The 23,368-nt window shown below is 63.4% G+C and carries 25 protein-coding genes; 23 read left to right on the top strand and 2 right to left on the bottom strand.

Translation table 11 applies throughout. From position 1 onward, the window contains the following. Together HV670_RS07355 and HV670_RS07350 are read right to left on the bottom strand one after the other, a co-directional pair. Positions 1–598: IS4/Tn5 family transposase DNA-binding protein (locus HV670_RS07355; protein WP_425511395.1), on the bottom strand; the 598-nt coding region annotated here is incomplete at its 3' end. A 567-nt stretch (positions 599–1,165) separates the two neighbouring features. Then, a complete protein-coding gene (locus HV670_RS07350) occupies positions 1,166–1,405 on the bottom strand; it encodes a helix-turn-helix domain-containing protein (protein ID WP_175104071.1) in 240 nt (79 codons plus the stop codon). A gap of 275 nt (positions 1,406–1,680) precedes the next feature. On the opposite strand from HV670_RS07350, the gene HV670_RS07345 reads away from it, so the two are divergent. The 23 genes from HV670_RS07345 to HV670_RS07235 all read left to right on the top strand — a co-directional run bounded on the left by HV670_RS07345 (position 1,681) and on the right by HV670_RS07235 (position 23,367). Further along, the gene (locus HV670_RS07345; RefSeq protein ID WP_175104070.1) at positions 1,681–2,556 is read left to right on the top strand and encodes a branched-chain amino acid ABC transporter permease; all 876 of its coding nucleotides are present in this window, start codon (positions 1,681–1,683) and stop codon (positions 2,554–2,556) included. A gap of 3 nt (positions 2,557–2,559) precedes the next feature. Continuing rightward, positions 2,560–3,633: a branched-chain amino acid ABC transporter permease gene (locus HV670_RS07340; protein ID WP_175104069.1), complete on the top strand. Its 1,074-nt coding sequence runs from the start codon at positions 2,560–2,562 to the stop codon at positions 3,631–3,633. 44 nt (positions 3,634–3,677) lie between these two features. Then, on the top strand, positions 3,678–4,397 hold the full coding sequence (locus HV670_RS07335) for an ABC transporter ATP-binding protein (RefSeq protein ID WP_425511398.1): 720 nt from the start codon (positions 3,678–3,680) through the stop codon (positions 4,395–4,397). Then, positions 4,384–5,136, top strand: a complete 753-nt coding sequence (locus tag HV670_RS07330) for an ABC transporter ATP-binding protein (protein WP_175104067.1) — start codon at positions 4,384–4,386, stop codon at positions 5,134–5,136. The genes HV670_RS07335 and HV670_RS07330 overlap by 14 nt, the downstream gene beginning before the upstream one ends. An 8-nt stretch (positions 5,137–5,144) precedes the next feature. Further along, positions 5,145–6,323, top strand: coding sequence for an ABC transporter substrate-binding protein (locus tag HV670_RS07325; protein WP_175104066.1), 1,179 nt, complete (start codon positions 5,145–5,147; stop codon positions 6,321–6,323). 61 nt (positions 6,324–6,384) lie between these two features. Next, entirely contained in the window at positions 6,385–7,812 is a 1,428-nt protein-coding gene (locus HV670_RS07320; RefSeq protein ID WP_175104065.1) for an amidase family protein, read from the top strand. A gap of 8 nt (positions 7,813–7,820) precedes the next feature. After that, entirely contained in the window at positions 7,821–8,363 is a 543-nt protein-coding gene (locus tag HV670_RS07315; protein WP_246257082.1) for an amino acid synthesis family protein, read from the top strand. Positions 8,364–8,561: 198 nt separating this feature from the next. Then, positions 8,562–8,774 (top strand): helix-turn-helix transcriptional regulator, encoded by a 213-nt coding sequence (locus tag HV670_RS07310; RefSeq protein ID WP_175104108.1) that lies wholly within the window; start codon positions 8,562–8,564, stop codon positions 8,772–8,774. Next, positions 8,771–9,064: a hypothetical protein gene (locus HV670_RS07305; protein ID WP_175104063.1), complete on the top strand. Its 294-nt coding sequence runs from the start codon at positions 8,771–8,773 to the stop codon at positions 9,062–9,064. Before HV670_RS07310 ends, HV670_RS07305 begins: the two co-directional genes overlap by 4 nt. An 891-nt stretch (positions 9,065–9,955) precedes the next feature. Then, positions 9,956–10,615 (top strand): lytic transglycosylase domain-containing protein, encoded by a 660-nt coding sequence (locus HV670_RS07300; protein WP_175104062.1) that lies wholly within the window; start codon positions 9,956–9,958, stop codon positions 10,613–10,615. A gap of 99 nt (positions 10,616–10,714) precedes the next feature. After that, on the top strand, positions 10,715–11,017 hold the full coding sequence (locus tag HV670_RS07295; protein ID WP_425511397.1) for a TrbC/VirB2 family protein: 303 nt from the start codon (positions 10,715–10,717) through the stop codon (positions 11,015–11,017). A gap of 22 nt (positions 11,018–11,039) precedes the next feature. Continuing rightward, positions 11,040–11,360: a VirB3 family type IV secretion system protein gene (locus tag HV670_RS07290; RefSeq protein WP_175104060.1), complete on the top strand. Its 321-nt coding sequence runs from the start codon at positions 11,040–11,042 to the stop codon at positions 11,358–11,360. A 1-nt stretch (position 11,361) separates the two neighbouring features. After that, positions 11,362–13,869 (top strand): VirB4 family type IV secretion/conjugal transfer ATPase, encoded by a 2,508-nt coding sequence (locus HV670_RS07285; RefSeq protein ID WP_175104059.1) that lies wholly within the window; start codon positions 11,362–11,364, stop codon positions 13,867–13,869. Further along, complete coding sequence (locus HV670_RS07280) at positions 13,866–15,050, top strand: TrbL/VirB6 family protein (RefSeq protein ID WP_175104058.1); 1,185 nt, start codon at positions 13,866–13,868, stop codon at positions 15,048–15,050. Before HV670_RS07285 ends, HV670_RS07280 begins: the two co-directional genes overlap by 4 nt. 76 nt (positions 15,051–15,126) lie before the next feature. Further along, complete coding sequence (virB5, locus tag HV670_RS07275) at positions 15,127–15,801, top strand: P-type DNA transfer protein VirB5 (RefSeq protein WP_175104107.1); 675 nt, start codon at positions 15,127–15,129, stop codon at positions 15,799–15,801. Positions 15,802–16,018: 217 nt separating this feature from the next. Continuing rightward, on the top strand, positions 16,019–16,759 hold the full coding sequence (locus tag HV670_RS07270) for a VirB8 family type IV secretion system protein (RefSeq protein WP_175104057.1): 741 nt from the start codon (positions 16,019–16,021) through the stop codon (positions 16,757–16,759). Beyond that, positions 16,756–17,580 carry a TrbG/VirB9 family P-type conjugative transfer protein gene (locus HV670_RS07265; protein ID WP_175104056.1) on the top strand — a complete coding sequence of 275 codons (825 nt, stop codon included), beginning with the start codon at positions 16,756–16,758 and terminating at the stop codon, positions 17,578–17,580. Before HV670_RS07270 ends, HV670_RS07265 begins: the two co-directional genes overlap by 4 nt. Beyond that, complete coding sequence (gene virB10 / locus HV670_RS07260) at positions 17,573–18,874, top strand: type IV secretion system protein VirB10 (RefSeq protein ID WP_175104055.1); 1,302 nt, start codon at positions 17,573–17,575, stop codon at positions 18,872–18,874. The genes HV670_RS07265 and virB10 overlap by 8 nt, the downstream gene beginning before the upstream one ends. Then, a complete protein-coding gene (gene virB11, locus HV670_RS07255; RefSeq protein ID WP_175104054.1) occupies positions 18,871–19,989 on the top strand; it encodes a P-type DNA transfer ATPase VirB11 in 1,119 nt (372 codons plus the stop codon). The genes virB10 and virB11 overlap by 4 nt, the downstream gene beginning before the upstream one ends. Before the next feature lie 36 nt (positions 19,990–20,025). Further along, positions 20,026–20,400, top strand: a complete 375-nt coding sequence (locus tag HV670_RS07250; protein ID WP_175104053.1) for a hypothetical protein — start codon at positions 20,026–20,028, stop codon at positions 20,398–20,400. Further along, positions 20,304–22,247: a type IV secretory system conjugative DNA transfer family protein gene (locus HV670_RS07245; RefSeq protein ID WP_175104052.1), complete on the top strand. Its 1,944-nt coding sequence runs from the start codon at positions 20,304–20,306 to the stop codon at positions 22,245–22,247. Before HV670_RS07250 ends, HV670_RS07245 begins: the two co-directional genes overlap by 97 nt. Continuing rightward, a complete protein-coding gene (locus HV670_RS07240; RefSeq protein ID WP_175104051.1) occupies positions 22,244–22,810 on the top strand; it encodes a hypothetical protein in 567 nt (188 codons plus the stop codon). Before HV670_RS07245 ends, HV670_RS07240 begins: the two co-directional genes overlap by 4 nt. Continuing rightward, positions 22,807–23,367: a plasmid stabilization protein gene (locus tag HV670_RS07235; RefSeq protein ID WP_175104050.1), complete on the top strand. Its 561-nt coding sequence runs from the start codon at positions 22,807–22,809 to the stop codon at positions 23,365–23,367. The genes HV670_RS07240 and HV670_RS07235 overlap by 4 nt, the downstream gene beginning before the upstream one ends. Position 23,368: the final 1 nt, after the last annotated feature.

The following is a 23,368-nucleotide window of genomic DNA, read 5'->3' as shown; positions in this document are numbered from 1 at the left end:
GTGCGCGCTCCATCAGCGCCATCAGATCCGCTTCGCGGTCGGCCACATACACCAAGCGCGCGGATGGCAGACTCGGCGCCATCTCGGCGATGCGCTCATAACCTTCGATCCAACGCAAACTTTCCTTGGGGCCGCCACGCTTGCCGGATTCGTCCTTCTTCTCGCGGGCCCACATCCACGCGTCCAGAATGCCCAACGGCTCGCGCTCAGGCGTGACCGCATAGGTCGGATGCAGATACATGCCCCGCTGCGCCTCGTAAGTCAGCGGCCCCAGTCCGAGCGCATCCTGACCGTTGAAATCGAGCTCGGTAGTGTCTTGCAGGCAAAGAATGACAGGATGGGCTTGCATCCGCTTTTGCGTTTGCTGCCAATGCGGCTCCAGAAGCGCATGCCACTCGACCTTGTCGTTGTCGAAGAAGCGGTACGCCGCTATCGTTTCGCCCCAACCGTGGCATGCCTGAGGCACGCTGGCCATCGGGTCGGCCGCCATTCTTTCCATCAAAAGCCTCGCTCGCTTGTTCAGGCGCGCATCGCCCAGGTCCAGTTGTTCGAATTCCGTTTGCGTCCAAGGCGTCGATTCGGTAACCAAGGCGTCCACTCAAAAGCAGAGAGTAAACGCGATCCGCCGCCAGTTTACAAGCGCCGCTCTATGTCATTGAAAGTAAACACGCTTTTTCGCGACCGAGACTCGCCAGTCAAGATGTGTATAACGAGATGGGTATAGCGCGGTCAGTTCCCGAACGCTGAGATCGCACAGATCGTTGCTCATCGTGCCTCCTATTAATTGTAATTAATAACGATAGGTGTGCCATGTGGGCTTGTCAAGCGTGGAAGGTAAAGTGAAAGTATCCGGGAAAATTTCGGGGTAAACACCGACTCTTCGCCATTGACCGAACCATTCGAACTGTCGTAAATTAATAATAACAATTGACCTGAGTTGGGTTGGTCGGAACGACGCAGTGGATCGTTCATGGCGAGAATCTCTGTCCTCGTCGTGCAGGCGTTTGTCTAACAGTTGAAAGTAACGGGAGGTGGGAGGAGCTTCCGTCCTGTGCTCACTCAGCGGAAGATGCGCTGAAGCTGACCATAGATACGGGAACGAAAACTTGAATTGGCGAACTTGCGGAGGCGAGGTTGCGCGCGCCCATGCCCAGTGGCGAAGAGCTCACCGCGCGTTTAAGCGATCCTCGGCAGACTTAAGTAACTGGGAGACGCTGATTCCAAGTGCGTTTGCTATTTCGAAAAGCGCGTCAATGCCAGCTTCCGTTTCGGCGCGCTCGATAAGCGATACGGTGTTGGAATGAATGCCCGCCCGGAGCGCAAGTCCGGCTTGAGTCAGTTTTTTTAGCTTGCGGCGCGCTCGGATCTCTTTTCCGAGCGCCTCGATTAGTGCTTCCTTGGTCATGCGGGCTCAACGTGGCTGGGCGCATCGAGTATCAGATAACGCGCGACCAGAAATTCACAATTAATTGTGAATTTCCACGTTGACATTTACGTTTTAACAAAATATTGTGAATTTAGTTTGGAGTTGCATGCGTGAGGTGTCTGCGTCGGAGGTGGGCAGTTGATGCCGGTGACGACGCGACGAATGCTGGCCTGCGTGAGTTGGCGGCGCGGAGTCGACTTGCAGTTGCCATGTTCTGACGCCTATGGATTTACCCATATCTACACATTGCCATCGTGATAGCTATCTTAAATATTCTGAGTTACGTCAGCATTCTTGCCCTTGTGGCCGTGGGCCTTGCCATCGTGTTCGGCATGATGGACATCGTGAACCTCGCTCATGCCGAGTGGGTCACGATCGGCGCCTACGCACTTTCGGTGGCCCAGTCGATAGGTGGGCGGGATGCATTCTGGATCGCGCTCATCGTTGCCCCGGCAGTGGGCGCCGCGTTCGGATGGTTACTGGAATGCTCGGTGATCCGTCTGCTGTATAAGCGCCCGCTCGACACGTTGCTCGCCACATACGCGGTGAGCCTTATTTTGCAGAAGACACTGGAACTCGTCTTCGGTACTCAGCCCATGCTCGTGTACGCGCCGTTTGACGGTGCCGTGTCGTTGTTCGGCGACGCCTACCCCGCCTACCGTGTTTTTATGATCGGCGTGGCCTTTGCGGTGACGGCGGGCTGCTGGCTGGTGTTTTCGCGCACGGGTTTCGGCACCCAACTGCGCGCGGTCATCCAGCACCCCGCTATGGCGGAGGCCTCCGGCATTAATACCCGTCATTTGAACCGGATCGCGTTTGCGGGCGGGGCAGCACTGGCCTCGCTTGCCGGTGTGCTGGTGGCCCCCATGGTCTCGGTGGAATCTCATCTCGGCGTGTACTACCTCGGCAAGGCATTCTTCGTGATCGTCCTGGGCGGTATCGGCTCGATCGCCGGCAGTCTTCTTGGCAGCGCCATGATCGGTACCGCCGAGACGTTATTCAGCTATCAGGTCGATCCATCGTTCGCGTCCGCGCTCGTGCTGATCCTGTCCGTCGTCCTGATCCGGTTCAGACCGCAGGGTCTCCTACCTGGATTCAGTGCCGCCCATCAGCTTCTGGGGAAGAGGTAAATCATGTTCCGTCGAATCAAGAGGCATGCCGGCCTGTGGCTGGCGCAACCCAAGCCGGGCTCCAGTGATGTACCGTTTGCCGGTGGATGTGCCTTGGGGGCGCTGCTGATCCTGGTCCTCCCGCATTGCCTGGCGCCATATGCGCTTTCCACTGTGCGTGACGCGCTGGTAATGGGGCTTCTTGCACTCAGCTATGATCTGCTGTGGGGCAAGGCAGGGGTGTTGACGCTCGGCCACACCACCTTCTTCGGGCTGGGGGCGTACGGGTTTGCCACCGCTACGGTGCATTTCGGCCTCCAACCCCTGAACGCACTCCTCATCGGGCTGCTGTGCGCGGGGACCGTCGCTGCTCTTCTGGGCTATTTCCTGCTTTGCGCAGGCGTACGGCTGCATTTCTTTGCCATCATCAGTATGGCCGTATTGATCATTGCCCAGCAACTCGCCACGAGCTGGCAATCGGTCACGGGAGGCGACACCGGCGTCCTCGGTATTCCGGGGCTGTCCGCGACGTTCGCCGGGCACACGCTCGACCTCAGTGGCCCCCTTGGCGCCTGGTACACCGTGGCGACCGTCGTGCTCGTTACCACCTGCATCACGTGGCTGGCCTGCCGGAGCCGCTATGGCAAAGTCCTTGCGGCGATCGCCACGAACGAGTGGCGGGCAAGCGCCTGCGGCTATCACACGTCGTTTCAGCTGCTGCTGCTGTTCGTCATCTCCGCGGTGCTCGCGGCACTCGCCGGCAGTCTGATGGCAGCGTGTTCGGGCGTCGTGGCGCCGGACGTCTTTTCGCCCTTGCTGGCGACCGAAGTCATCCTGTGGGTCGCGGTGGGTGGCCGAGGTTCGCTGGGCGGTGCCGTGATCGCCGCCGTGGCCTTTACGCTTCTGAAACAGAGGATCAGCAGCTACAGCACGGAGTTGTGGCCACTCTTGCTGGGTGCAGTGTTTCTCGGCTGTGTGCTGTTTCTGCCAGACGGCCTGAGGTTCCGCCAGGCCGCAATCAGTCTGCGGCGGGTCCGGCGCGCGCTTGTCGTGAGGCGTCCGCTGGCCGGTGTGCGCCGCGCGCAAGGAGGCCAGTAATGGACGAGCCCATCAAGGGCGCGCCCCTCAAGGATGCGCCACTTATGAAAGCCTCCCAGCTGCGCAGGACATATGGCGGCATCGATGCGGTAGCGGGCGTCGATCTGATCATCCGGCCGCGCGAGCTTCTGTGTGTCATCGGTCCAAATGGTGCAGGCAAGAGCACGCTGGTGGCATTGCTCTCCGGGGCGATCGCACCAAGTTCGGGCGCGCTCTACTTCGCAGGAGAGCCCATGGCGGGCAGGCCGCTGCATCAGTTCTGCAGGCGCGGCGTGGCTCGCAAGTTCCAGGGTACCAACACGTTTTTGACGATGAGCGTGAGAGACAACCTCATCGTGGCGGGGCTCGGTGTCGCGACGCATCGGAGCTCGCCGATGCCGGACCCCGAAGCGGTACTGGATGAGATTGGCCTGCGAGAGCAGGCCAATGAAGTGGCGGCCCGGCTGCCGCACGGGCAGCGTCAGTGGCTCGAGATCGGCATGGCCATGATGTGCCAGCCAGCGCTGCTGCTGCTTGACGAGCCGGCAGCCGGCCTGTCGGCGAGCGACGCGCGGCGCCTGGTGCGCCTCATCCACCGATTGCGCGAGGACTGCGCGGTATTGGCTATCGAGCACGACCTGGGTTTCGTGCGTGCGCTCGAATGCGAGACGTGGGTCATGCATCGAGGTCAGATTGTCAAGCGCGGCACCTATGACGACATCGCGCGCGATGAGGAAATCCGGCGCATCTATCTCGGCCGGGGAGCTGACCATGCTTCACATTGAGAATCTGTCGGCCGGGTACGGCAACGCGCCGGTGCTGCACGAGCTCGCGCTGGATATCGCGCCCAACGAGATCGTGGGCGTGCTCGGCTGCAACGGTGCCGGCAAGTCGACGCTGGTCAAGGCGATCATGGGACTGCTGCCGCAGGTAATAGGGGAGATCCGCCTTCGGGGAGAGCCGCTCATCGGTCTACGCACGCACGAGATCGCCCGTCGCGGCATCGGTCTCGTGCCCCAGGGGCGCTGGATTTTCCCGAAGCTCACGGTGCGCGAAAACCTGATGATGGGCACACGGGCAGCGCGCGGCGGCGATATCGGTGAGATTCCGCAGAGCGTGTTCGACTATTTCCCCGTGCTCAAGGCACGCCTCAAACAGGAGGGCGGAACCCTATCGGGCGGTGAGCAGCAGGTGCTCGCGATCGCGCGGGCCTTGTGCGGGCGTCCGAAGTTGCTACTGCTCGACGAGCCGTCTGATGGCGTGCAGCCGAGTCTTGTCGACCTGATCGGCGATGTCCTCCCGGCGCTGTGTCGCGAGTCGCCACTCGCCGTGCTGCTCGTTGAACAAAATCTCGATCTCGTCCTGCGCAGCGCGCGCCGGTGCGTTGTGCTCGAGAACGGGCGGGTCGTCCATGCCGGCCCTGTTGATCCGAGCCACAGGGGACTCGACGCGCATCCATTGACCCGGTACCTGTCGCCAGCAGGTGGTGGGGAACCTTATGACCATCTGGATAACTTGCTATGAACCCCGGGATGAACCGTCGTACCTTTGTACACAAACTTGCGCTGGCCGCAGCGGCTTCTGCTGGCATGCCAGGGCTTGTCTACCCTGTGCGGGCCGCGACGCCGCTCAGGATCGGACTGCTTGCCCCGCTCAGTGGACCGCTCGCGCGTGTGGGAGAAGCCAACCGCAGTTGCGCCGCGCTCGCGGTCGACGAAATCAATGCCGCGGGGGGCCTGCTCGGTTGCCCACTCGAGCTGCGCGTCGAGGACACGCAGATGTCGACGGCCGTAGCGCTTGACAAGGCGCGACAGCTTTTTATGCGCGACGAAGTGGCGATGATCACCGGCATGGTGTTGCCCTCGGAGCGCGAGGCGGCCCTGCAGGCGGCAAGCGCCGCGCAGCGGCTCGTGGTCTACCCGAACTTTGATGAGGGGCGCTGCCACGCGAACCTGCTGACCACCGGTCTCGCGGTCGACCAGCGCATCGAGCCCACGATCGAGTGGCTCATGCGCGATGGTGGCCAAACGGTGTGCGTGGTGGCGTCGGACATCGGCAGCAACCGTCGTGTCCTGGTGCCGGAACTTCAGGCGTCGATCGCGCGCCGCGGCGGCAAGGTGCTTGACGTGAACTGGTTTCCGTTCGGCACGCGCGACTACGGCGCGGTGCTGCAGCGCATTGCTAGCCTCGGTCCGCAGATTGTCTGGCACAGCATTGGCGACGATCCGGTGACCTTCGTCAAGCAGTACCGCTCGTTTGCGATGAAGCCTCAACTCGTGAGCGACATCGCGCACGAATCGCTGTGCATCGCGACCGAAGGTGCATCGACGGGCACGATCGGTGTGTCTTCCTACTTTATGAGCATCGACAACGCAGTCAATCGCGATTTTCTCAAGCGCTACACCGCTCACTACGCGGATGCACATGTCCCGCGTCTGGGGCCGTACGCGGTGGTCTTGCCGCACGGCGAAAACACCTATGTGGGCGTTCTGCTATTCGCGCAGGCGGTGCGCGCGTCGGGCAGTGTTGAGTCCGGCCGTGTCAAGGCAGCCCTTCCCGCCGTCTCGATGGCGCTGCCGCGGGGGACGACCGGCGTGAGCCGCGATGGCGCGCACGTGCTCTGCGAGACGCGCATCGCACGGGCCCAGGCGGACAACCGGTTTGCACTTCTCGATTCGACCGAGCAGAGCGTGCCGGTGTGCCACGGCTAGTGGAGCTTGCTGGAAACGACCCCCGGGTCACGTGCAATTTGATTGAAAAAATGGGGACAATATGAGCGAGTGTGCAATGCTAAATGCCGCCCAACTGGTCGCGAGTTTTCGTCGTCATACCTTGTCACCGGTTGAAGTCATGTGTGCGGTGCTCGACCGGGCAACGCGTCTGGATCCCCGCGTGAACGGCCTGTGCGGCATCGATGAAGAGGGCGCCTTGACGGCGGCCTGCGAAGCCGAAGAGCGCTGGGCGAAACGCTCGCCGTGCGGGCCCCTCGATGGGGTGCCCGTCTCGGTCAAGGATCTCGTTGCCGTGCGCGGCATGCCGACCCGCTATGGGTCGCTCACCGCGCGTGCCGATTTGGAGCACACCGACGCGCCGGCGGTCGCACGCCTGCGACAAGCTGGCGCCATCCTGTTTGGCAAGACCACCACTTCCGAGTTCGGCAACAAGATCGTGACGGACAGCCCGCTGACCGGCGTGACGCGAAACCCCTGGGATACCCGCCGGTCCTCAGGCGGAAGTAGCGGCGGCTCGGCAGTGGCCGTCGCGCTCGGCATGGGGCCGCTGTCGCTGGCCACCGACGGTGGCGGCTCGATTCGCATTCCCGCGTGCTGGAGCGGCGTGGTCGGATTCAAGCCGTCTTTCGGCCTGGTTCCTGCGGGATCGGCCAGTTCGTTTGTCGCATTGTCGAGCCTCGGGCCCATCGCGCGATGCGTCGAGGACGCGGCGCTGATGCTGGGTGTGATGGCGGGTCCGGCAAGCGCTGACCCGTTCGCGGGAGTGGAGCGCGGGCGAGATTACCGCACAGGTCTTGCCGACAGCATCGCGGGGCTGCGCATCGCCTTCAGCCCGCAGCCGACGGGTGTGACGGTCGATCCTTCCATTGCAGCATGCGTGCGGCGAGCGGTCTTGTTGCTCGAAGCGCTAGGTGCGCGTGTCGAGGAGGTTGAGGTACGTCCGCTCGCCGGTTATAGGGAGAGCAAGATGCATTCGATCCAGTGGGCTGTGTCGTTTGCTCGGCGTGTACGGGAGATGAGCGCCGTGCAACGCACCCGGTTGGACCCGGACGTGCGCGAGCTGGCGCAGTTCGGTGAGCAAGTGAGCACCGCGGCGTTCGTCGATGCGCTGGCCGCGCGGCATACGCTCGTTCAGGAGATGGCGGGCTTTTTCGAGGAATATGACCTGCTGGTGACGCCGGTTTTTCACATGGGGCCGCCGCACGTGCCCGGGTTGCCAGAGGCGCTGCGCATGGCGCCACCGCTGACGTCCTGGTGTAACCAGACCGGTCAGCCCGCCGTGAGCGTGCCGTGCGGACTGACCGACGAGGGCCTGCCTGCGGGCCTGCAGATCATTAGCGCGAGGGGCGCGGATGCAGTGGTGCTGCGCGTGGCACGCGCCTACGAATCCGCACGCGGTCCGTTTCCCGCACCGCCGCCCATGGCAGACGCGGTAGAGCACACAGCGCCGGTGGGCTGCCCGTCATGATACCGACGATGGTACCCGTATCCAGGTGGGTGACCTACGTGGTTGAGCGATGCGCGGAGCTCGGCGTCGCCGTCACGCCGCCGCACCGGCAGGTGATCGCCGCGGTGGTTCTTGACGTCGGGGGCATGGACGTTGACGCGGTCCTTGAACCGCTATATGAACTGGGTGCAGAACTGGGCTCGCTGCTCACCCGCCGCGCGATAGCAGCACTGGGCAGCGCGCCCGCGGACATCCAGAGCTACGGTAAGGCGGCGCTGCTTGGAACGGGCGTTCCGCTCGAGTACGCTGCCGCGCTCCTTCATCCTCGCCTGGGCAAGGCCGTGCGGGCGTGTTTGCCTGCAGCGGAGACCATCATGCCATCGGTCACCCGACGCGGCGCACCTGGCGCCTGTGTCGACATTCCGTTGCACGGGGTGTCGGATATGTGGAGCTTCGACCACTTCGACACGGTCTCGCTCTCGGTGGCAGACGCACCCGCTTCGCAGGAGATTCTTATTGCGATCGCGTTAGCCGATCGGGGGCGACCGATGGCTCGCGTGAAGGCGGATTAACTGCCGCTGCCGCACGAATCCGGCGTTCTGGAAGAGTCCGGAGAAACACGGTTTGCGACCGACGGGTTGTTCGGTCGATAAGACGGGTTTGACTGACGGTGGCGCTTGTTGCTTGAATGCTCCTGCGAACCGGCGATCTTGCGGCCGGGCAAAACTCGGGGGCACGCCGTGGTGGATCATGAGAGCAGCGCGCAGCACATGCTGCGGCGAAAACAGGTCGAGCAGTGGACGGGACTGTGCCGTTCCACCATCTACAAGCGCATGAGAAATGGTACGTTTCCGCCCGCAGTACCGTTGGGCGGGCGGATGGTTGGCTGGCGGGTGGGGGACATCGAGCGTTTTTTGTCGAACCCCTCGCGCTATCGCGCGCCCCGTGTGTCGGCTCAGGCGGATCGCGGGTGCGCACCATGACGAATGTTGACCACGCGCGCACCGTCGACGAGCGCTTACTCAACTGGGGCCGCTCAAGTCGCGGCGTGTTTGACGCGACGGATGCGGCGCGGGTCACGCTGGCTTGGCGCACGCTCGCTTCGCGTCACCGGGAAATGCTGCGCATGGTGTATCTATGGCATGCGAATCGTGAAGTGGTGTGTCGCCGTCTCAAGATACCCCGACGCCCGCCTCATCTGTTCGCGCTTGAACTTGAGGCGGCGCGCTCAGCGCTTGATCGCTCACTGGCAAACCTGCAACCATCCAGATAGTAGGGCAGCGCTCATCGGCGAGTGTGACTCGGGGCGTGACTATTGGTGAGGTTATGACCCGTGGTGCCGAGGGACACATTTGCGGCTTTCGCAGGATGGGACGCAGCAGCGTTGCAACTAACGAATCTAAGGCCAGGCCCAGGCGATGCAAAGCGACATCTGTACCGAGAGCGCTCCGCGTGCCTGAGGGGGCATGCCGAGCAAGGCCGAGGCGGCAATCTGGGGCGGCGTTGAAAAATTCTGGAATACGGTGGACCCCAGCGGAACACCGCAGATCGTGAGAGGCCGTTCGCTGGAGCCGCACCCCTTGCTAATCACCTTGAGTGGCTCTACATTGAATTCAACAATCTGATCCGGTCAACGTGCACGACCGAGTACGCGTTAGCGGCCCCCGACGTACCGAACCCACTGCGACGACGTGGCGTGCCGCAACGCAATCCAAAGCCTGCCCCTGCAGGCTTTTCTGTTTCTGGCGCGCTGGAACGACCCCCGTTGAGCCCCCAGTTAGCCTCCCCGGCGCTGCGGGTTCTTTTTTTCGAGCCGCAGTCTCGTGACGGTACCCCGGTGCGCAAACCGATGGAACAACCGACCATGAAGACGCTTCTGATCGCAGCAGGAAAAGATGGCACAGGCAAGCGCGCACTCTCAGGCCAGCACGCCAATGACTGCTCTTTGGGAGCATCAATCGATGCGTCGAAATCAACGGCGAGCTCTACACGCGGGGAATGCCCGATGCCGAGGACCGGACCATGACGAAGTTCTACGGCGCGCCACACGCCCAGGGTAATTCAGGTGCCCAACGCCCGGGTGCCCGACGACCCGACCCAGGCCGCGGTGCTTCCTTGAGCGCAGGGACCGCGCACGCAGGGTGGATACGGATGGAGGTGACTGATGATTGTGCCCGACCTGATGACCCTCGCGCAGCAATGTGCGCCAGATGTCTCTCCCGCAACGATGACGGCGATTGTTCGTACCGAGTCCGCGTTTAACCCGTATGCGATCGGTGTGGTGCGAGGCAGGCTTCTGCATCAGCCGTCCAGTATCGAGGAGGCAATCGCAACGGTTCGAGCACTCGACGCCGGGCACTGGAACTACAGCGTGGGACTCGCGCAGGTGAACCGGTCGAACTGGCCACGGCTTGGACTGAACGTGCAGGACGCGTTCGACCCCTGTCGCAACCTGGCGGCGGGCGGTGCCATCCTGCAGAACTGCTTCCAGTTGGCGCGCGCTAGTCAGACTGACGTGCAGCGCGCGTTGAGGCAAGGCCTGTCCTGCTACGCGAGTGGCAGTCTGGTAACGGGATACCGCACGGGTTATGTGCAGCGGGTCGTGAACAACGCCACGGCAAACGTCGCGGTACGACCCCTGCCCACCGTACCCGCGATTGCGCCGAGCGTCTCGCCCATTCCCGTGGTACCGACGGATTCGGATGGTCTTCCAGCTCAGCCGTTTCGACAGACGGTGGAGCACGGTCAACCCGGCACCAACCTGTTCGATCCACAGCGCGGCGAGCGCGACGAGAGGCCGGATAACAGCGCGGTCGTGTTCTAGCGTGAGGTCGAGTCGATAGCGGGTGGGTCAGCGGGTGGGTCAATCGGCGCATAGGATCTATTCATGAAAACAGCATTCCTTATTTATATGACTCAAGCAATGCTGCGCAAGCGGCCTCTTCTGACTGCGCCGGTGGCGAGAATCTCGCTTGGCAGCGTTGCGGCGCTTTTTTTGGCTTCCCCCGCCTATGCTCAGCTCTCGCAGGTCAACACGCTGCTGACGACCATCCAGACGACGCTGCTCGGTGTCGGCGGCGTGGTCTGTTCGATCTCGATCATCTGGGCCGGTTTCAAGATGATGTTCCAGCACGCACGTTTCGGCGACATCGCGAACGTGTTCATCGGCGGGCTTTTCGTGGGCTGTGCGACGGTCATCGCCGCGATGCTGATCCCAACAACGTAATCCAACGAAAGGCAAGCGAACCATGAACGCGTTAAAGGATCCAGTGTTCAAGGGCTGTACGCGACCCGCGATGTTGTGGGGCGTGCCGCTTGTGCCCTTTCTGATGGTGGGCGGCAGCATGCTGATTCCGGCCATCTGGGCGCTCCTGGCGAGTGCGCCGGTGGGAGCGACCATGCTCTTTTTGATCGTTCCGGTGTTCGTCACGATGCGTGCGATGACGCGTCACGACGATCAGCGCCTCGCGCAGCGCGCACTGCGTGTGCGCATGACGCTGCGGCAGCGCAATCGCGGGTTCTGGGGCATGCACGCCTACGCGCCGGTGCGCCTGAAACGGAGGGCCTGACATGCACGCCGAGTCGAAACTCGCAGCACTGGCATACCGGGAAGTTCCGCTTGCGGACTTCATCCCCTATTCGACGCACGTGAGCGATCACGTCATCAAGACGCGCGAAGGCGACTATCTGCGCATCTGGCGCATGGCGGGCATCGCGTTCGAGGCGGCGGACCCCACCGATATCCTGGTGCGGCACGAGGGGTTCAACCAACTCGTGCGGGGACTAGTCGGCGGTCACGTGGCGCTGTGGTCGCACCGGCTGCGCCGGCGCGTGTCGGATCGCTTCACGACACGTTATGAGAACCGGTTCTGCGAGGAACTGGCGAGCCGGTACTACGCGAGCTTCGCCGGCTACCGGATGATGGCCAACGAACTGTATCTGACGCTCGTCTATCGACCCAACCGGACGAGACTCGGGCGGATTTTCAGCCGGGCGGGGCGGCGCTCATTGGACGACATTCGCCGCGACCAGCGCGACGCGCTGAAGGTGATGGCCGAGCTCGCCACCCAGCTCGAATCGAGCTTGAGGCCCTACGAGCCTGTGGCGCTCGGCGTCTATACGCAGCCGATCCGGCATACACGGCGTCCCCGCGCCTATTCGTCGGCGCTCGAGTTCCTCAGCTATCTCGTCAACGCCGTATGGGAGCCGGTGCCCGCTCCCACGGGCGGGATTCGGGAGGCGTTGCCGACGTCACGCCTTTTCTTCGCCGCGGAGACGATCGAGATCCGGATGCCGAGCGCCACGCGTTACGCCGCGCTGCTCGATCTGAAGGACTACCCAGAGGACACTGAGCCCGGAATGCTCAACGGATTGCTCTATGGTGACTTCGAGTACATCGAGACGCAGAGCTTCACGATTCTTGATCGGCCCAGTGCCCGGGAGGCGCTCGAGCGACAGCGCAACCAGCTCGTCGCCGCCGAGGACGCGGCGGTGTCGCAGGTGGCGTCAATGGATCAGGCGCTCAATGACCTGATCAACGGCGATTTCGTACTCGGCGAATACCACTATTCGCTCGCCGTGCTGGGCGATACGGCCGAGGAGGTGGCCAGGCACGTCGCGAAGGCCCGCACGCAGCTGGCCGATGTGGGGTTTCAGAGCGCGCTGATCGACCTCGTGTCTGACGCGGCGTGGTTTGCGCAACTGCCCGGCAATTGGCGTTACCGGACTCGTGAAGCGAAGCTGACGTCGCGCAACTTTTGCGGGCTCGCGAGCCTGCACAACTTCGCGACGGGCAAGCGTGACGGCAATCCATGGGGTGAGGCGATCACGATCGTCAAGACGCCAAGCGGGCAGCCGCTCTACCTGAACTTCCACGCGACACCTGAGAAGAAGGATTCCGCCGACGAGAAGGCCCTGGCCAATACGCAGATCATCGGCCAGGCAGGTGCGGGCAAAACGGTCCTCGAACTCTTCCTACTGGCGATGGCGATGAAGTACGGTGTTGCGGCCGTGCTCTTCGACAAGGACCGCGGCACCGAGATCGCGATTCGCGCGATGGGCGGGAACTATACGGTGTTCCGGCGCGGCGAGCCCACAGGCCTCAATCCGTTTCAGCTCGAGCCGGACGAAACGGTGCTCGACTTCTGGGAGCGGCTGGTTCGCAAGCTGGTCGACAGCGGTGCGCCTCTTGACGCCAAAGACGAGTTGGACATCTCGCGTGCGGTGCGGGAAGTGGCTCGCATGGCAAGACCGTTACGCCGCCTGTCGATGGTGCGGCAATTGCTGCCAAACGTGGGCGAAAATAGCCTGCACGCGCGACTCGCAAAATGGTGCGCCGGCGCGCGCCTGGGCTGGGTGCTTGACAACCCCACCGATGGGCTCGACTTCACCCGTGCGCGTCTCTTCGGATTCGATGACACCGAGCTGCTGGACGATGCGGAGGTGTCCACGCCGGTCACGATGTATTTGCTGCACCTGACGGAAAGCCTGATTACCGGGCGGCGCTTCGTCTACGTGATGACGGAATTCTGGAAGCGTCTGAGCGATCCGGTCTTCATGGATTTCGCGAACAACAAGCAAAAGACAATTCGCAAGCAGAACGGACTGGGCATCTTCGACACACAGTCACCGGCCGATGTGCTCAGGAGCGACATTGCACGTGCGCTCATCGAGCAGACCGCGACCTTCTTCTTCCTGCCGAACCCACGCGCGGACTACGACGACTACGTGCATGGCTTCAAGCTCACGGAGGCTGAATTCAACATTGTGCGCAATCTGGGCGAGAACAGCCGGCTCTTTCTCGTCAAGCAGGGCCACCGCTCGGCAATTGGCCGGCTGGATCTGGCGGGTCTCGGTGATGTGCTCGATGTGCTGTCGGGCACAACGGACAATGTCGAACTGCTAGACACGATCCGCTCGCAGGTGGGCGATGCGCCCGAGGACTGGTTGCCGGTGTTTCACGAAGCGCTTGCACAACGCCGGGCCATGGAGGCCGGCATGCGTGCGGCGCAGCGAGAGACGCCGCGAGCGATGGCGCAGCCGCTGATGGGGCAACAGATACGGGGTAACACGCGATGAGCGGCCTCTTCACGGCGATCGGCGGGACGCTGGAAAACGGAACGGCGACCTACGTGACGAACGTGTCGGCGGCGCTCGCGAGCGCGCTGGTCCCCGTCGTGACGACCGCGGTCACGACCTGGATCATGGTCTACGGACTGGCCGTGGTGAGGGGCGAGGCGCACGAAGCCGTCCCCGCGTTTGCGTGGCGCGCACTGAAGCTCGCCATCACGCTTGCGTTCGCATTGAGCACCGGCGTGTATCAGGCTCAGGTGGTCACTGCGGTCAACGGCGCGACAGCGGGCCTTGCGCAGACGATCCAGAACGCGGCGGCCGTGAGCGGCGCTGGCAACCCGGGATGTGGCGCAGTCAACGGCACCAGCGTGACAGCTTCGAGCGCGACCAGCATCTATCAGACGCTCGACTGTTACGACCAGCAGATCGATCTCGTGATGGAGGCCTATTTCGACAAGGCCGCGCATGAGGGCCTCGGTTTAAGCATGGTTGCGGCGGCCATTGCTGACTTTGCCTGCGGCCTCATTGCGGCGCTGGGCGGGGCGATCTTTCTGATCGTCCTCGCCTTCGAGGTGGTGATGGCGAGAATGCTGCTCGACCTGGTCCTCGGACTCGGTCCGATTTTCATCACCTGTGCGGCGTTTGGTCCGACCGCACGGTTTTTCGAAGCGTGGACCGCCAAGGTCGCCAACTACGCGCTGCTTCAGGTGCTGGTCGCCGCCTTTCTCGGCATGGCGCTGAGCGCGTTTTCCGCCTATCTCGCGCCGCTACACGTCACAGGTGCATCGCCCACATCAAATGCTGCGTCGCTCGTCGCCGGCATCACCGCCGCGCTGGAAGGCTCTGCGGCGGACGTGGCAGCAATTGGCCTTTTCGTAACGGGTGTCTTTCTGGCGATGGTGGGTTGGCAACTGCCCGCCGTGGCGTCCGGGCTCGCCGGAGGCGCAACCCTGTCCGGTTTCGGCGCGTTCGCAGCCGGTGTGACCTCCCACAGGCTCGCCAGTGCGCTTGGCCGTGCGCTTACCGGCGGGAGCGGCGGGCGCGGTGGGGGTGGTGGGAATAACGGACAGCGGCCCGGCGGAACGGTCCACAACCCTTCGGGTTCCGGCAGGAGCCCGTCGGGGGACGGTGCGGTGCCGGCCTATCTGCGGGCTGCCCGGGAACACCTGGGGCAGCGGGGCGACTGAATTACAGGGGATCACCATGACGAAGCTCGACAGGCTTGGCGGCAATGTAACGCTGCTCGTGGCGCTGCTCACGCAGATGAGCACGCTCGTCGTGCCCACCGCACGCGCGCAGGGCATCCCCGTGTTCGACGCGCAGAACGTCGTACAGGCCATCGCGATGGTGACGCAGCTCGAACAGGAGGTGCAGCAGGAAATCCAGCTCTACCAGTCGATGAACGGCACACGTGGGTTCGGACAACTGCTTGGCAACCCTGTGCTTGCCAACTCGCTGCCATTGAACTGGATGGGCGTCTACACCTCGGTCCAAGGCGGCGGTTACGCGGGACTGACAGGTAACGCGCAGGCCTTGCGCTCGGCCAGCGAGCTCTACAACTGCCAGGACCAGGGCGGCGTCGACCAGCAAGTCTGCCAGCGTGCGCTCAATAAGCCCTTTCAGGATAAGGCGTTCGCGATGCAGGCGTACCAGAGCGAGCTGCAGGAACTGAATCAGATTCAGAGTCTCATGCAGCAGATTGACGTGACGCAGGACCCAAAGGGCGTCGCTGAGCTGCAGGCGCGTATCCAGTCCGAGAGCACGGTGGTGGGCAACGAAATGACGAAGTTGCAGCTCTTCCGGATGCTGGCGGACACCGAGGACAAGCTGATTGCTGAGCAACAGAGCGAGCTGGTGCTCAGCCGCGCGGCAAACACGACGCGGCTACAGGATCAGATGACGCCAGTCATGTTTGGGGACCCAGGGGAGCAGCCATGAGCAAATCTTCTGCGATCGCGATGCTCCTGGCGTTGGTGGTTGGCGCATGCGGTGACAACCCAGCGAAGCCCGTGCAGCCAGACGGGTTGCATCGGGTCCCCGTGAATCGCGTCACGCCTGTGTCGGCTGTGCCGGCTGGGTCCGTGGCGTCGCCGGCGCCATTCGCGTCGCCGGCCTTTCCTACATCACCTGCGTCGTCAATGCACGGAGCCCGATCATGAAGGTCGGTCGTGACTATCGGCGCGTGCTCGATATCGAGGCCTCTGTCACTGACATGCAGCAACGCTCAGAGCGACGCGCGTGGTATATCGCGTACGCGGCGGTGGGCGTCGCCGTGCTCAGCTCGGCTGCGCTTGCGGTGATGGTTCCCTTCTACCGCATCGTGCCGCTGCCCATCGAAGTGGACCGGCTCACCGGGGAGTCGCAGGTGATTGACGTGCTCGACGCCAAGCACGTTCATGCAAGCGAAATCCAGGACAAGCATTGGGTGGAGAACTACGTACGTTCACGCGAACGCTACGACTGGGGCCTGCTGCAGATGGATTACGATCGGGTGCTCAACATGAGCGACGACGCGGTCGCGCGTGACTACCGGCAGATCTATAGCGGCCCGGATGCGCTCGACAGGCAGCTCGAACGGGGCACCGAGCGGGGTGTGCGGATTCTGTCGACCACGCTGCCACCGGACGAACCGGGGCGCGCAGTGGTGCATATCGAGCGCACCACGCGCAAGAGCGGCGTGGACAACGCGCAGCCGCCGCAGCGCTTCGTGCTCACGCTGGCTTATACCTACCGGCCGCCGGTTTTTACACGGGAGAGCGTGGCGGTCGAAAACCCGTTCGGCTTCAAGGTGACAGCCTACAGCCGGGATCCCGAGTACACGCCAGCTACGTCACCTGGGTCACCTGCGCTGCCGGCGTCGATTGCATTGCCCCCTGAGACGGGAGGGGCCCGATGAGACCGGTTCTCGTGACGATCGGTCTGGCGCTCACGCTAGGTTGCCGGCTTGCCCACGGCTATGATCTCCCTGTCGGGTCGAGCGACTCGCGCGTGCGGCAGGTGCCGTACCGGCAGGACGAAGTTGTGCGCATCGATGCGCAGCGTGGCTTCGCCACGCACATCGCGCTCGATCCGCACGAACAGATTCTCGTCGTGGCACCCGGTGATAGAGACGGCTGGCAGGTCGTTGCGAGCAAAGGCGATCACGACGTCTATCTGAAGCCACAGCTTGCCGCGCATGACACGAACCTTGAGATCCGCACCGACCGCCGCAGCTACAGTTTCGATCTGATCGTGCTGCCGTTGAAGGCACGATTGGGCAACGGGCAGGAGATGTATCGCGTCACGTTCGCGTATCCCGACGACGTGCAGACGAAGACTCGCGTCGATGCCCAGCAGGCGGTGGTGCAGGAACGCCTGGCGCAGCCGCCGGTCGTGCGCAATGCCCAGTATTCGATGCAGGTGATGCTGCGCTCGGACGACATCGCACCGACGGCCGCGTGGGACGACGGCCGCTTCACCTATATCCGCATTCCGAACAACCGGCGCATTCCCGCGATCTTCCGGGTCGCGGAGGACGATACCGAAAGCGTGGTCGACCGGCATATGGACGGCGACCTGGTGGTGGTCCATGAGGTCGCGCAGCGCTTCGTCTTGCGCCTGGGCGATGAAGTGGTCGGGTTGTGGAACGACGCCTATGACATGGACGGCGTGCCGCCGAACGATGGCACGACGGTGAGCGGCGTGAAGCGCGTTCTACGGAGCAGCGGCCATGAGTGACGACACGCCCCGCCACGTCATCGAACCCGATGAGGTGCCGGAGAATGGACGCAGCGCCGGCAGTCCCAGCGCGTCGGATGGACGCACGGCGACTTCGCCGACCGATCGGGGTGTGCCAGATCGGGGTATGCCAGATCTGGGGCAACGGAGCGGGCGGCCAAAGGCCTGGTGGCTCACACCGCTCGCGGTTGTGGTCGTCGTCGTTGTCGGTGCCATCTGGACCGTGCACGGATTTCTCGCGCGTCATGACGCGACGGCTAAGGCGCGTCGGGATGCAGCGCTTGAGGAGCCCACTCAGGGGCGCAACTTCGGCGACGAGCCGGCTTCTGCCGCGGCTGTCCCGGCGTCGGGGACGCTTGCCGTAAGGGGGGCGGGCGCGGCGAATGGGGCGGGTGCGGTGAATGGGGTGGGCACCGCCGACGCGCGGTCGGCATCAGTGCCGGCGGTGGTTGCAGCCCGGTCCCCCGTGGGCGGCCCGCGGGCCGCACCGCAACGCAGTTATTACGATGCACCGCTTGTCATGTCGGGTAGCGGAGCTAGACCTGTGGGTGTCCTGGATAACGGGCCGGCGGGCTCGCCTGGCGCATCAGCCGCCCTAACGCCGGGCGCAGGCGCGGGCCCGCTGTCAGCGACACGAGGCCAGGCCGACAGCGCGCTTGGACAAGCGTTGACGCCTACGCTGCCCCCCCGTGTGAGCGCGGGCAGCCTGGGCAATCGCAGCCTCATTCTCGCGCAGGGGGCCAAGATCGACTGCGCGGGCGACACCGCGTTTGACTCGAGCGAAGCGGGGCTGTCCAGCTGCACGGTCACGAAAAATGTCTATTCCGACGATGGACGGGTGGTGCTGATCGAACGCGGCTCGCAGATCAATAGCGAGTACCGCTCGACGCTCTCGCCCGGGCAAAAGCGCGTGTTCATCCTGGCGGCACGGATCGAGACGCCGAACGGGGTGACCGTGGAGATCGATTCGCCTGCCGCGGATGCGCTGGGGCGCATGGGTGTCGGTGGCGATGTGGACAATCACTGGGGTGAGCGCATCGGCGCGGCCATGCTGCTCGGCTTCACGCAGGACGCGATCGGCTATCTGGCAACACGTGGCGGCAACGGCAACAGCTCGATCGTCTTCGAGAACACGCAACAGAGCGGTAGTGACATGGCCACTCGCGTGCTCGACAGCACGATCAACATTGCCCCGACGCTCACGCAGAACCAGGGTGCTGAGTTCACGATCGTCGTCGCGCGCGACCTCGATTTCAGCTTTGTCTATGCGCTGCAAGTGGAGGGTGCCCAATGAAAACGCTGGGGCTGAAAGCCAATCGGACTGAGGAGCCTTTGCTCGCGAGGTTGCCCGACGACGCGTCCGTGCGTGAGCTGATGCGCCCATTTGCGCCGCTGCTCGAGGACGCGAACGTCACTGAGCTCGTGATCAACCGGCCGCAGCGTGTTCTCACCGAGACACATCTGGGCTGGCAGGGCCACGAGTACCCGGATCTCGACTACGAGCGCCTGATGTCGTTTGCCGTGGCCATCGCGACGCTCACGAACCAGGCCATCTCAGCCGAACATCCCGTGCTCTCGGCTTTGCTGCCGGGTGACGCGCGCATCCAGATTGTGGTGCCACCGGTCGTGCCGCCCCGCACGGTGTCGGTCACGATCCGTCGTCCTTCGTCGCGGGAGAAGACGCTCGACCTGTATCGCGCCGAGGGACACTTTACGCAGACGTCGTGGCATCGGCCGGCGGCCCTCGACGAAGCGACAACGCAATTGCGCGCATCGGACCAACATCTCGTGCAGCGGCTCGACGAGCGGGACTTCGCAGGCTTCTTTGAGCGCGCGGTGCTTGCGCGACTCAATATCGTGATCGTCGGTAACACCGGTTCGGGCAAGACGAGCTTCATGAAGACGCTCTGCCAGCACATCCCGTCAAACGAGCGGGTCGTCACGATTGAGGACGTGCGCGAATTGTTCATCCGCCATATCGAGAACTGTGTGCATCTCCTCTACAGCAAGGGCGGCCACGGACAGGCTCGCGTGACACCGGCCGATCTGATCGCCAGCACGATGCGCATGCGCCCTGACCGCGTGCTGCTCGCCGAACTGCGCGGCGCCGAAGCGTACGACTTCCTGAAGTTGTTGAGCACAGGGCACGCCGGTTCGATCACCAGCTATCACGCATCGAGTGCGGCCGTCGCCATCGAGCGCTTTGCGCTGATGGCCAAGGAGCATCCGGAGGCAGCCGCGTATGACGACGCGGCGCTCAAGCGTCTGCTTTTTCTGAGTATCGACGTGGTCGCACACATGCAGGCGCAGCCGATGTTCGACGATGCGGGCAACCAGACCGGCAAACACTGGTCGATGACGGAAGTCTGGTTCGATCCACTGCGAAAGTGTCGTGCCGCATTCGAGTGAGTGCCTATGAACGGACATGGAAAAAGGGAACTGGCCATGAGACCCCCAGGGTGGTATCACGCCTTTGTGGCGGCGAAGACATTGGCGATTCTCATTGTCATTGGCGCGGCGTTACTGGCCGCACTCTGGTTTGCGTCGTTCTTCCTCTACGCAAGCCTGCGCATGAATCCGCTGCACGCGGGGTGGTGGGCCTGGCTGGATGCGGCCCGCGCGGCCCGTGCTGGGCATGACGGCATGGTCCCGAAGGGAGCGCGGCGGCTGATCGGCTCGGGCGTTTTCGGGTTACTGGTCGCCTTCGGTGGTCCGGGTCTCGGATGGTACGCCCTCTGGGAGCGCTCGGGTCATCGCCGTCTCTACGGCAGCGCGCGCTTCGCGAGCGATGCGGAAATCCGCGCGGCGGGGTTGCTGTGATCGCCGTCACTGCCGTGCCCACAGCCCACACCGGACCCTCCCTCGTCGTGGGGAGCTGGCGCGGGCAGTACCTGCGTTTTGCGGGCCAGCAGTTCGTGCTGCTCGCGGCCCCCGCGCGCTCTGGCAAGGGCGTCGGGGTCGTCATCCCGAACCTCTTGAGCTATCCGGATTCGGCCGTGGTGCTCGACATCAAGCAGGAAAACTACACCCTCACAGCGGGCTTCAGACGTGCCCACGGACACGAGGTCTATTTGTTCAATCCGTTTGCCGAAGACGGGCGCACCCATCGATACAACCCGCTGTCGGCCATTTCAGACGGGGTATTTCGCGTCGGAGACATCCTGGCGATTGGCTATGCGCTCTATCCGATGGGCGGCCACGACGATTTCTGGAAGGACCACGCGCGCAATCTCTTTCTGGGTATCGTGCTGCTGTTGTGCGAATGGCGCGACGCGCGACGCGCCGGTACGGCCGATAGCCCGGCCCATCCCGTGACGATGGGCGAGATCCTGCGGCAGTCCTCCGGCAACGGCATGCCCGTGAGGGCGTACCTGCAACAGGCGCTGCTACGGTATCGCGCGCTCCTGAGCAGGCCGTGCGTCGATGCCCTGAACCGGTTTCTCGCGAACGATGACAAGGTGTTGGCGAGCATCCTCGCGACGTTTAACGCGCCGCTCACGATCTGGGCCAACCCGATCGTCGATGCGGCAACGAGCGCGAACGACTTTGATCTGCGTGACGTTCGCAGGCGGCGGATGACGCTCTACATCGGCGTCACGCCAAATCATCTCGCGCAGGCGGCGCTGCTCGTCAACCTGGTGTTCTCGCAGCTCGTCAACCTCAACACGAAGCAGTTGCCGGAGGACAACCCTGATCTGAAGTTTCAGTGTCTGCTGGTCATGGACGAATTCACCGCGATCGGCAAGATTCATATCGTCGCGCGCGCGGTTGCGTATATGGCCAGCTACAACCTGCGCATGCTCTCGATCGTGCAATCCGTCGCGCAGCTTGAGTCGGTCTACGGTCGCGCTGATGCACGCACGTTCATCACGAATCACGCGATGCAGATCCTGTATGCACCGCGTGAGCAGAAGGACGCCAACGAGTATTCGGAGATGCTGGGCACCTTCACCGACAAGGCGCGCAGCGTGAGCCGATCGAGCGCCATCCTGGGTGGTCGCGGCGGACCGAGCGAGAGCGTCTCCGAGCAGCGCCGCCCGCTGTTGCTGCCACAGGAACTCAAGGAGCTCGGGCGGAACAAGGAAATCATCGTGCTCGAGAACACCAAGCCGATCCTTGCCGACAAGATCTGCTACTGGCGCGACCCCGCCTTCACCTCACGGCTTGCGGCAGCGCCTCAAGTGCCGGCGATGGACCTTGCCCGCTTCAGTGCGCAGGTGGAGCAGCGCGTACGCGAACTTCGCACAGACGAAATAGATCTGGATGGCTCGGGGCAGCTCAACGTCCCGGTCGAAAATCTCGAGGTTTTACAGGCACGGGATCCGCGCGATCTGCCTTCGCGGCTCGCCGATCTCAACGAAGAAGAGGTGAGTGCGTACGTGGAGCGGCACTTCATGCTGCTCGGCGTTCCGCCTGACCAAGTCGGTCAGGCAGGGCGAGCGCTGTCGGCGGCGGATCAGGACGCGGCCGACTTCACCCCAGCCGCGGAGTCACGAAGCCGTCCGGTGAAGCGCAAGCCAGCAAGGAGTACGGCAGGGGTGGATAAGTCTGAGGTGGATACGTCAGCGGGCGGCAAAACACGCGCCGCAATGAATGCGCGGGCTTCGTGCGCGATTGACCCGTGCGAGAGCACAAGCGGGGTACCGAAACGAGGAGCGAATTCATGATCACGCTGGCGAACCGCGGCAAACGCCAGGTGGCGATCGAGGCCCCCGGGTTGGGCTCGACGGGTGCGGTGATCGCTCAAGAGGAGATTGCTCGGGAGGAAAAGGAGGTCGACGACCACACCTGGCAGGTCAATGCTGAACGACCGGAGCGCGCGAGATCGACGCACCCGGCACACGCGATGCGCCGCGATGCGTCAGTAGACAGGCAGCAGGGTCAGCCCGTATCTGGGACGTCTCGCGTTGTGAGGCACAGCTCGCACCGCCATAGGGACGAGTCGGTGCAGGTGCAACGCACAATGCATCTGGCGGTGATCGCCTCGGCGATGCGCGCGCAAGGGTTCAGCGAGCAATCGATTTTTCTCGCGCGGCAGCACGCAGCACGCATGTACGACCTGTTCCAGGCACAGGGCATTCGGGTACCCACACCGAAGGTCTTTGATCCGACGGCTCCGTCCGCGCGCACTCGCCCTGGTCGTCCGAGCACACTGGATCGCACGGCAAACCGTGAGATCGAGCGCGTGCCTCCGGGCCTTCCGTCTTGTCTCGCTGAGCTCGAGCCGTGAAAGCGCGCGCGCGGCTAAGCATCGAACTGGGAGAGGCCAGGCTGCGCTGGGACCAGTGGTGTGCGCAGCGCGGTCTCACGCCTCAGGCGGCTGCGCGGCAACTGATTCTCGACGTCCTCCAGGAAGACGCCAGTTTGCGCGATCCGGTGCTGGTTCCCGTGGCGCGCTGGGCGGACTCGGAAGAACGCCATCATCCCGTTTTTATCCAGTTGACTCCGAGCGCATGGACGGCGGTCAAACAGCGCGCCGCTGCATCGGGATTCACTGGTAATCACTGGATCGTTGCACTGGTTCGGGCGCATCTGGCGGGCGAGCCACAGTTTGACGAACGGGAATTGAGGCTCCTTGCGACATCGAATCAGCAGCTTGCAGGGATTGTCCGGCTGCTGGGTGGCCTCGCGCGCGATCTTGAGCAGGTGTCGGACACTGAGAATACGTCGCCGCGCGAGGGCACGGTCAACAGCCAGCAGTTCGAGGAAGTGAAGAAAACGCTTGATACCCATCTGCGCGCGGTAGCCGCACTCATGCGCGCCAATCTGGATCGCTGGAGGCTATAGC

The sequence above is a fragment of the Pararobbsia alpina genome (assembly GCF_902859895.1).
Lineage (GTDB): Bacteria > Pseudomonadota > Gammaproteobacteria > Burkholderiales > Burkholderiaceae > Pararobbsia > Pararobbsia alpina.
Note: the sequence above shows the minus strand (reverse complement) of the source record. Positions and strands in the feature narration are given on the sequence as shown.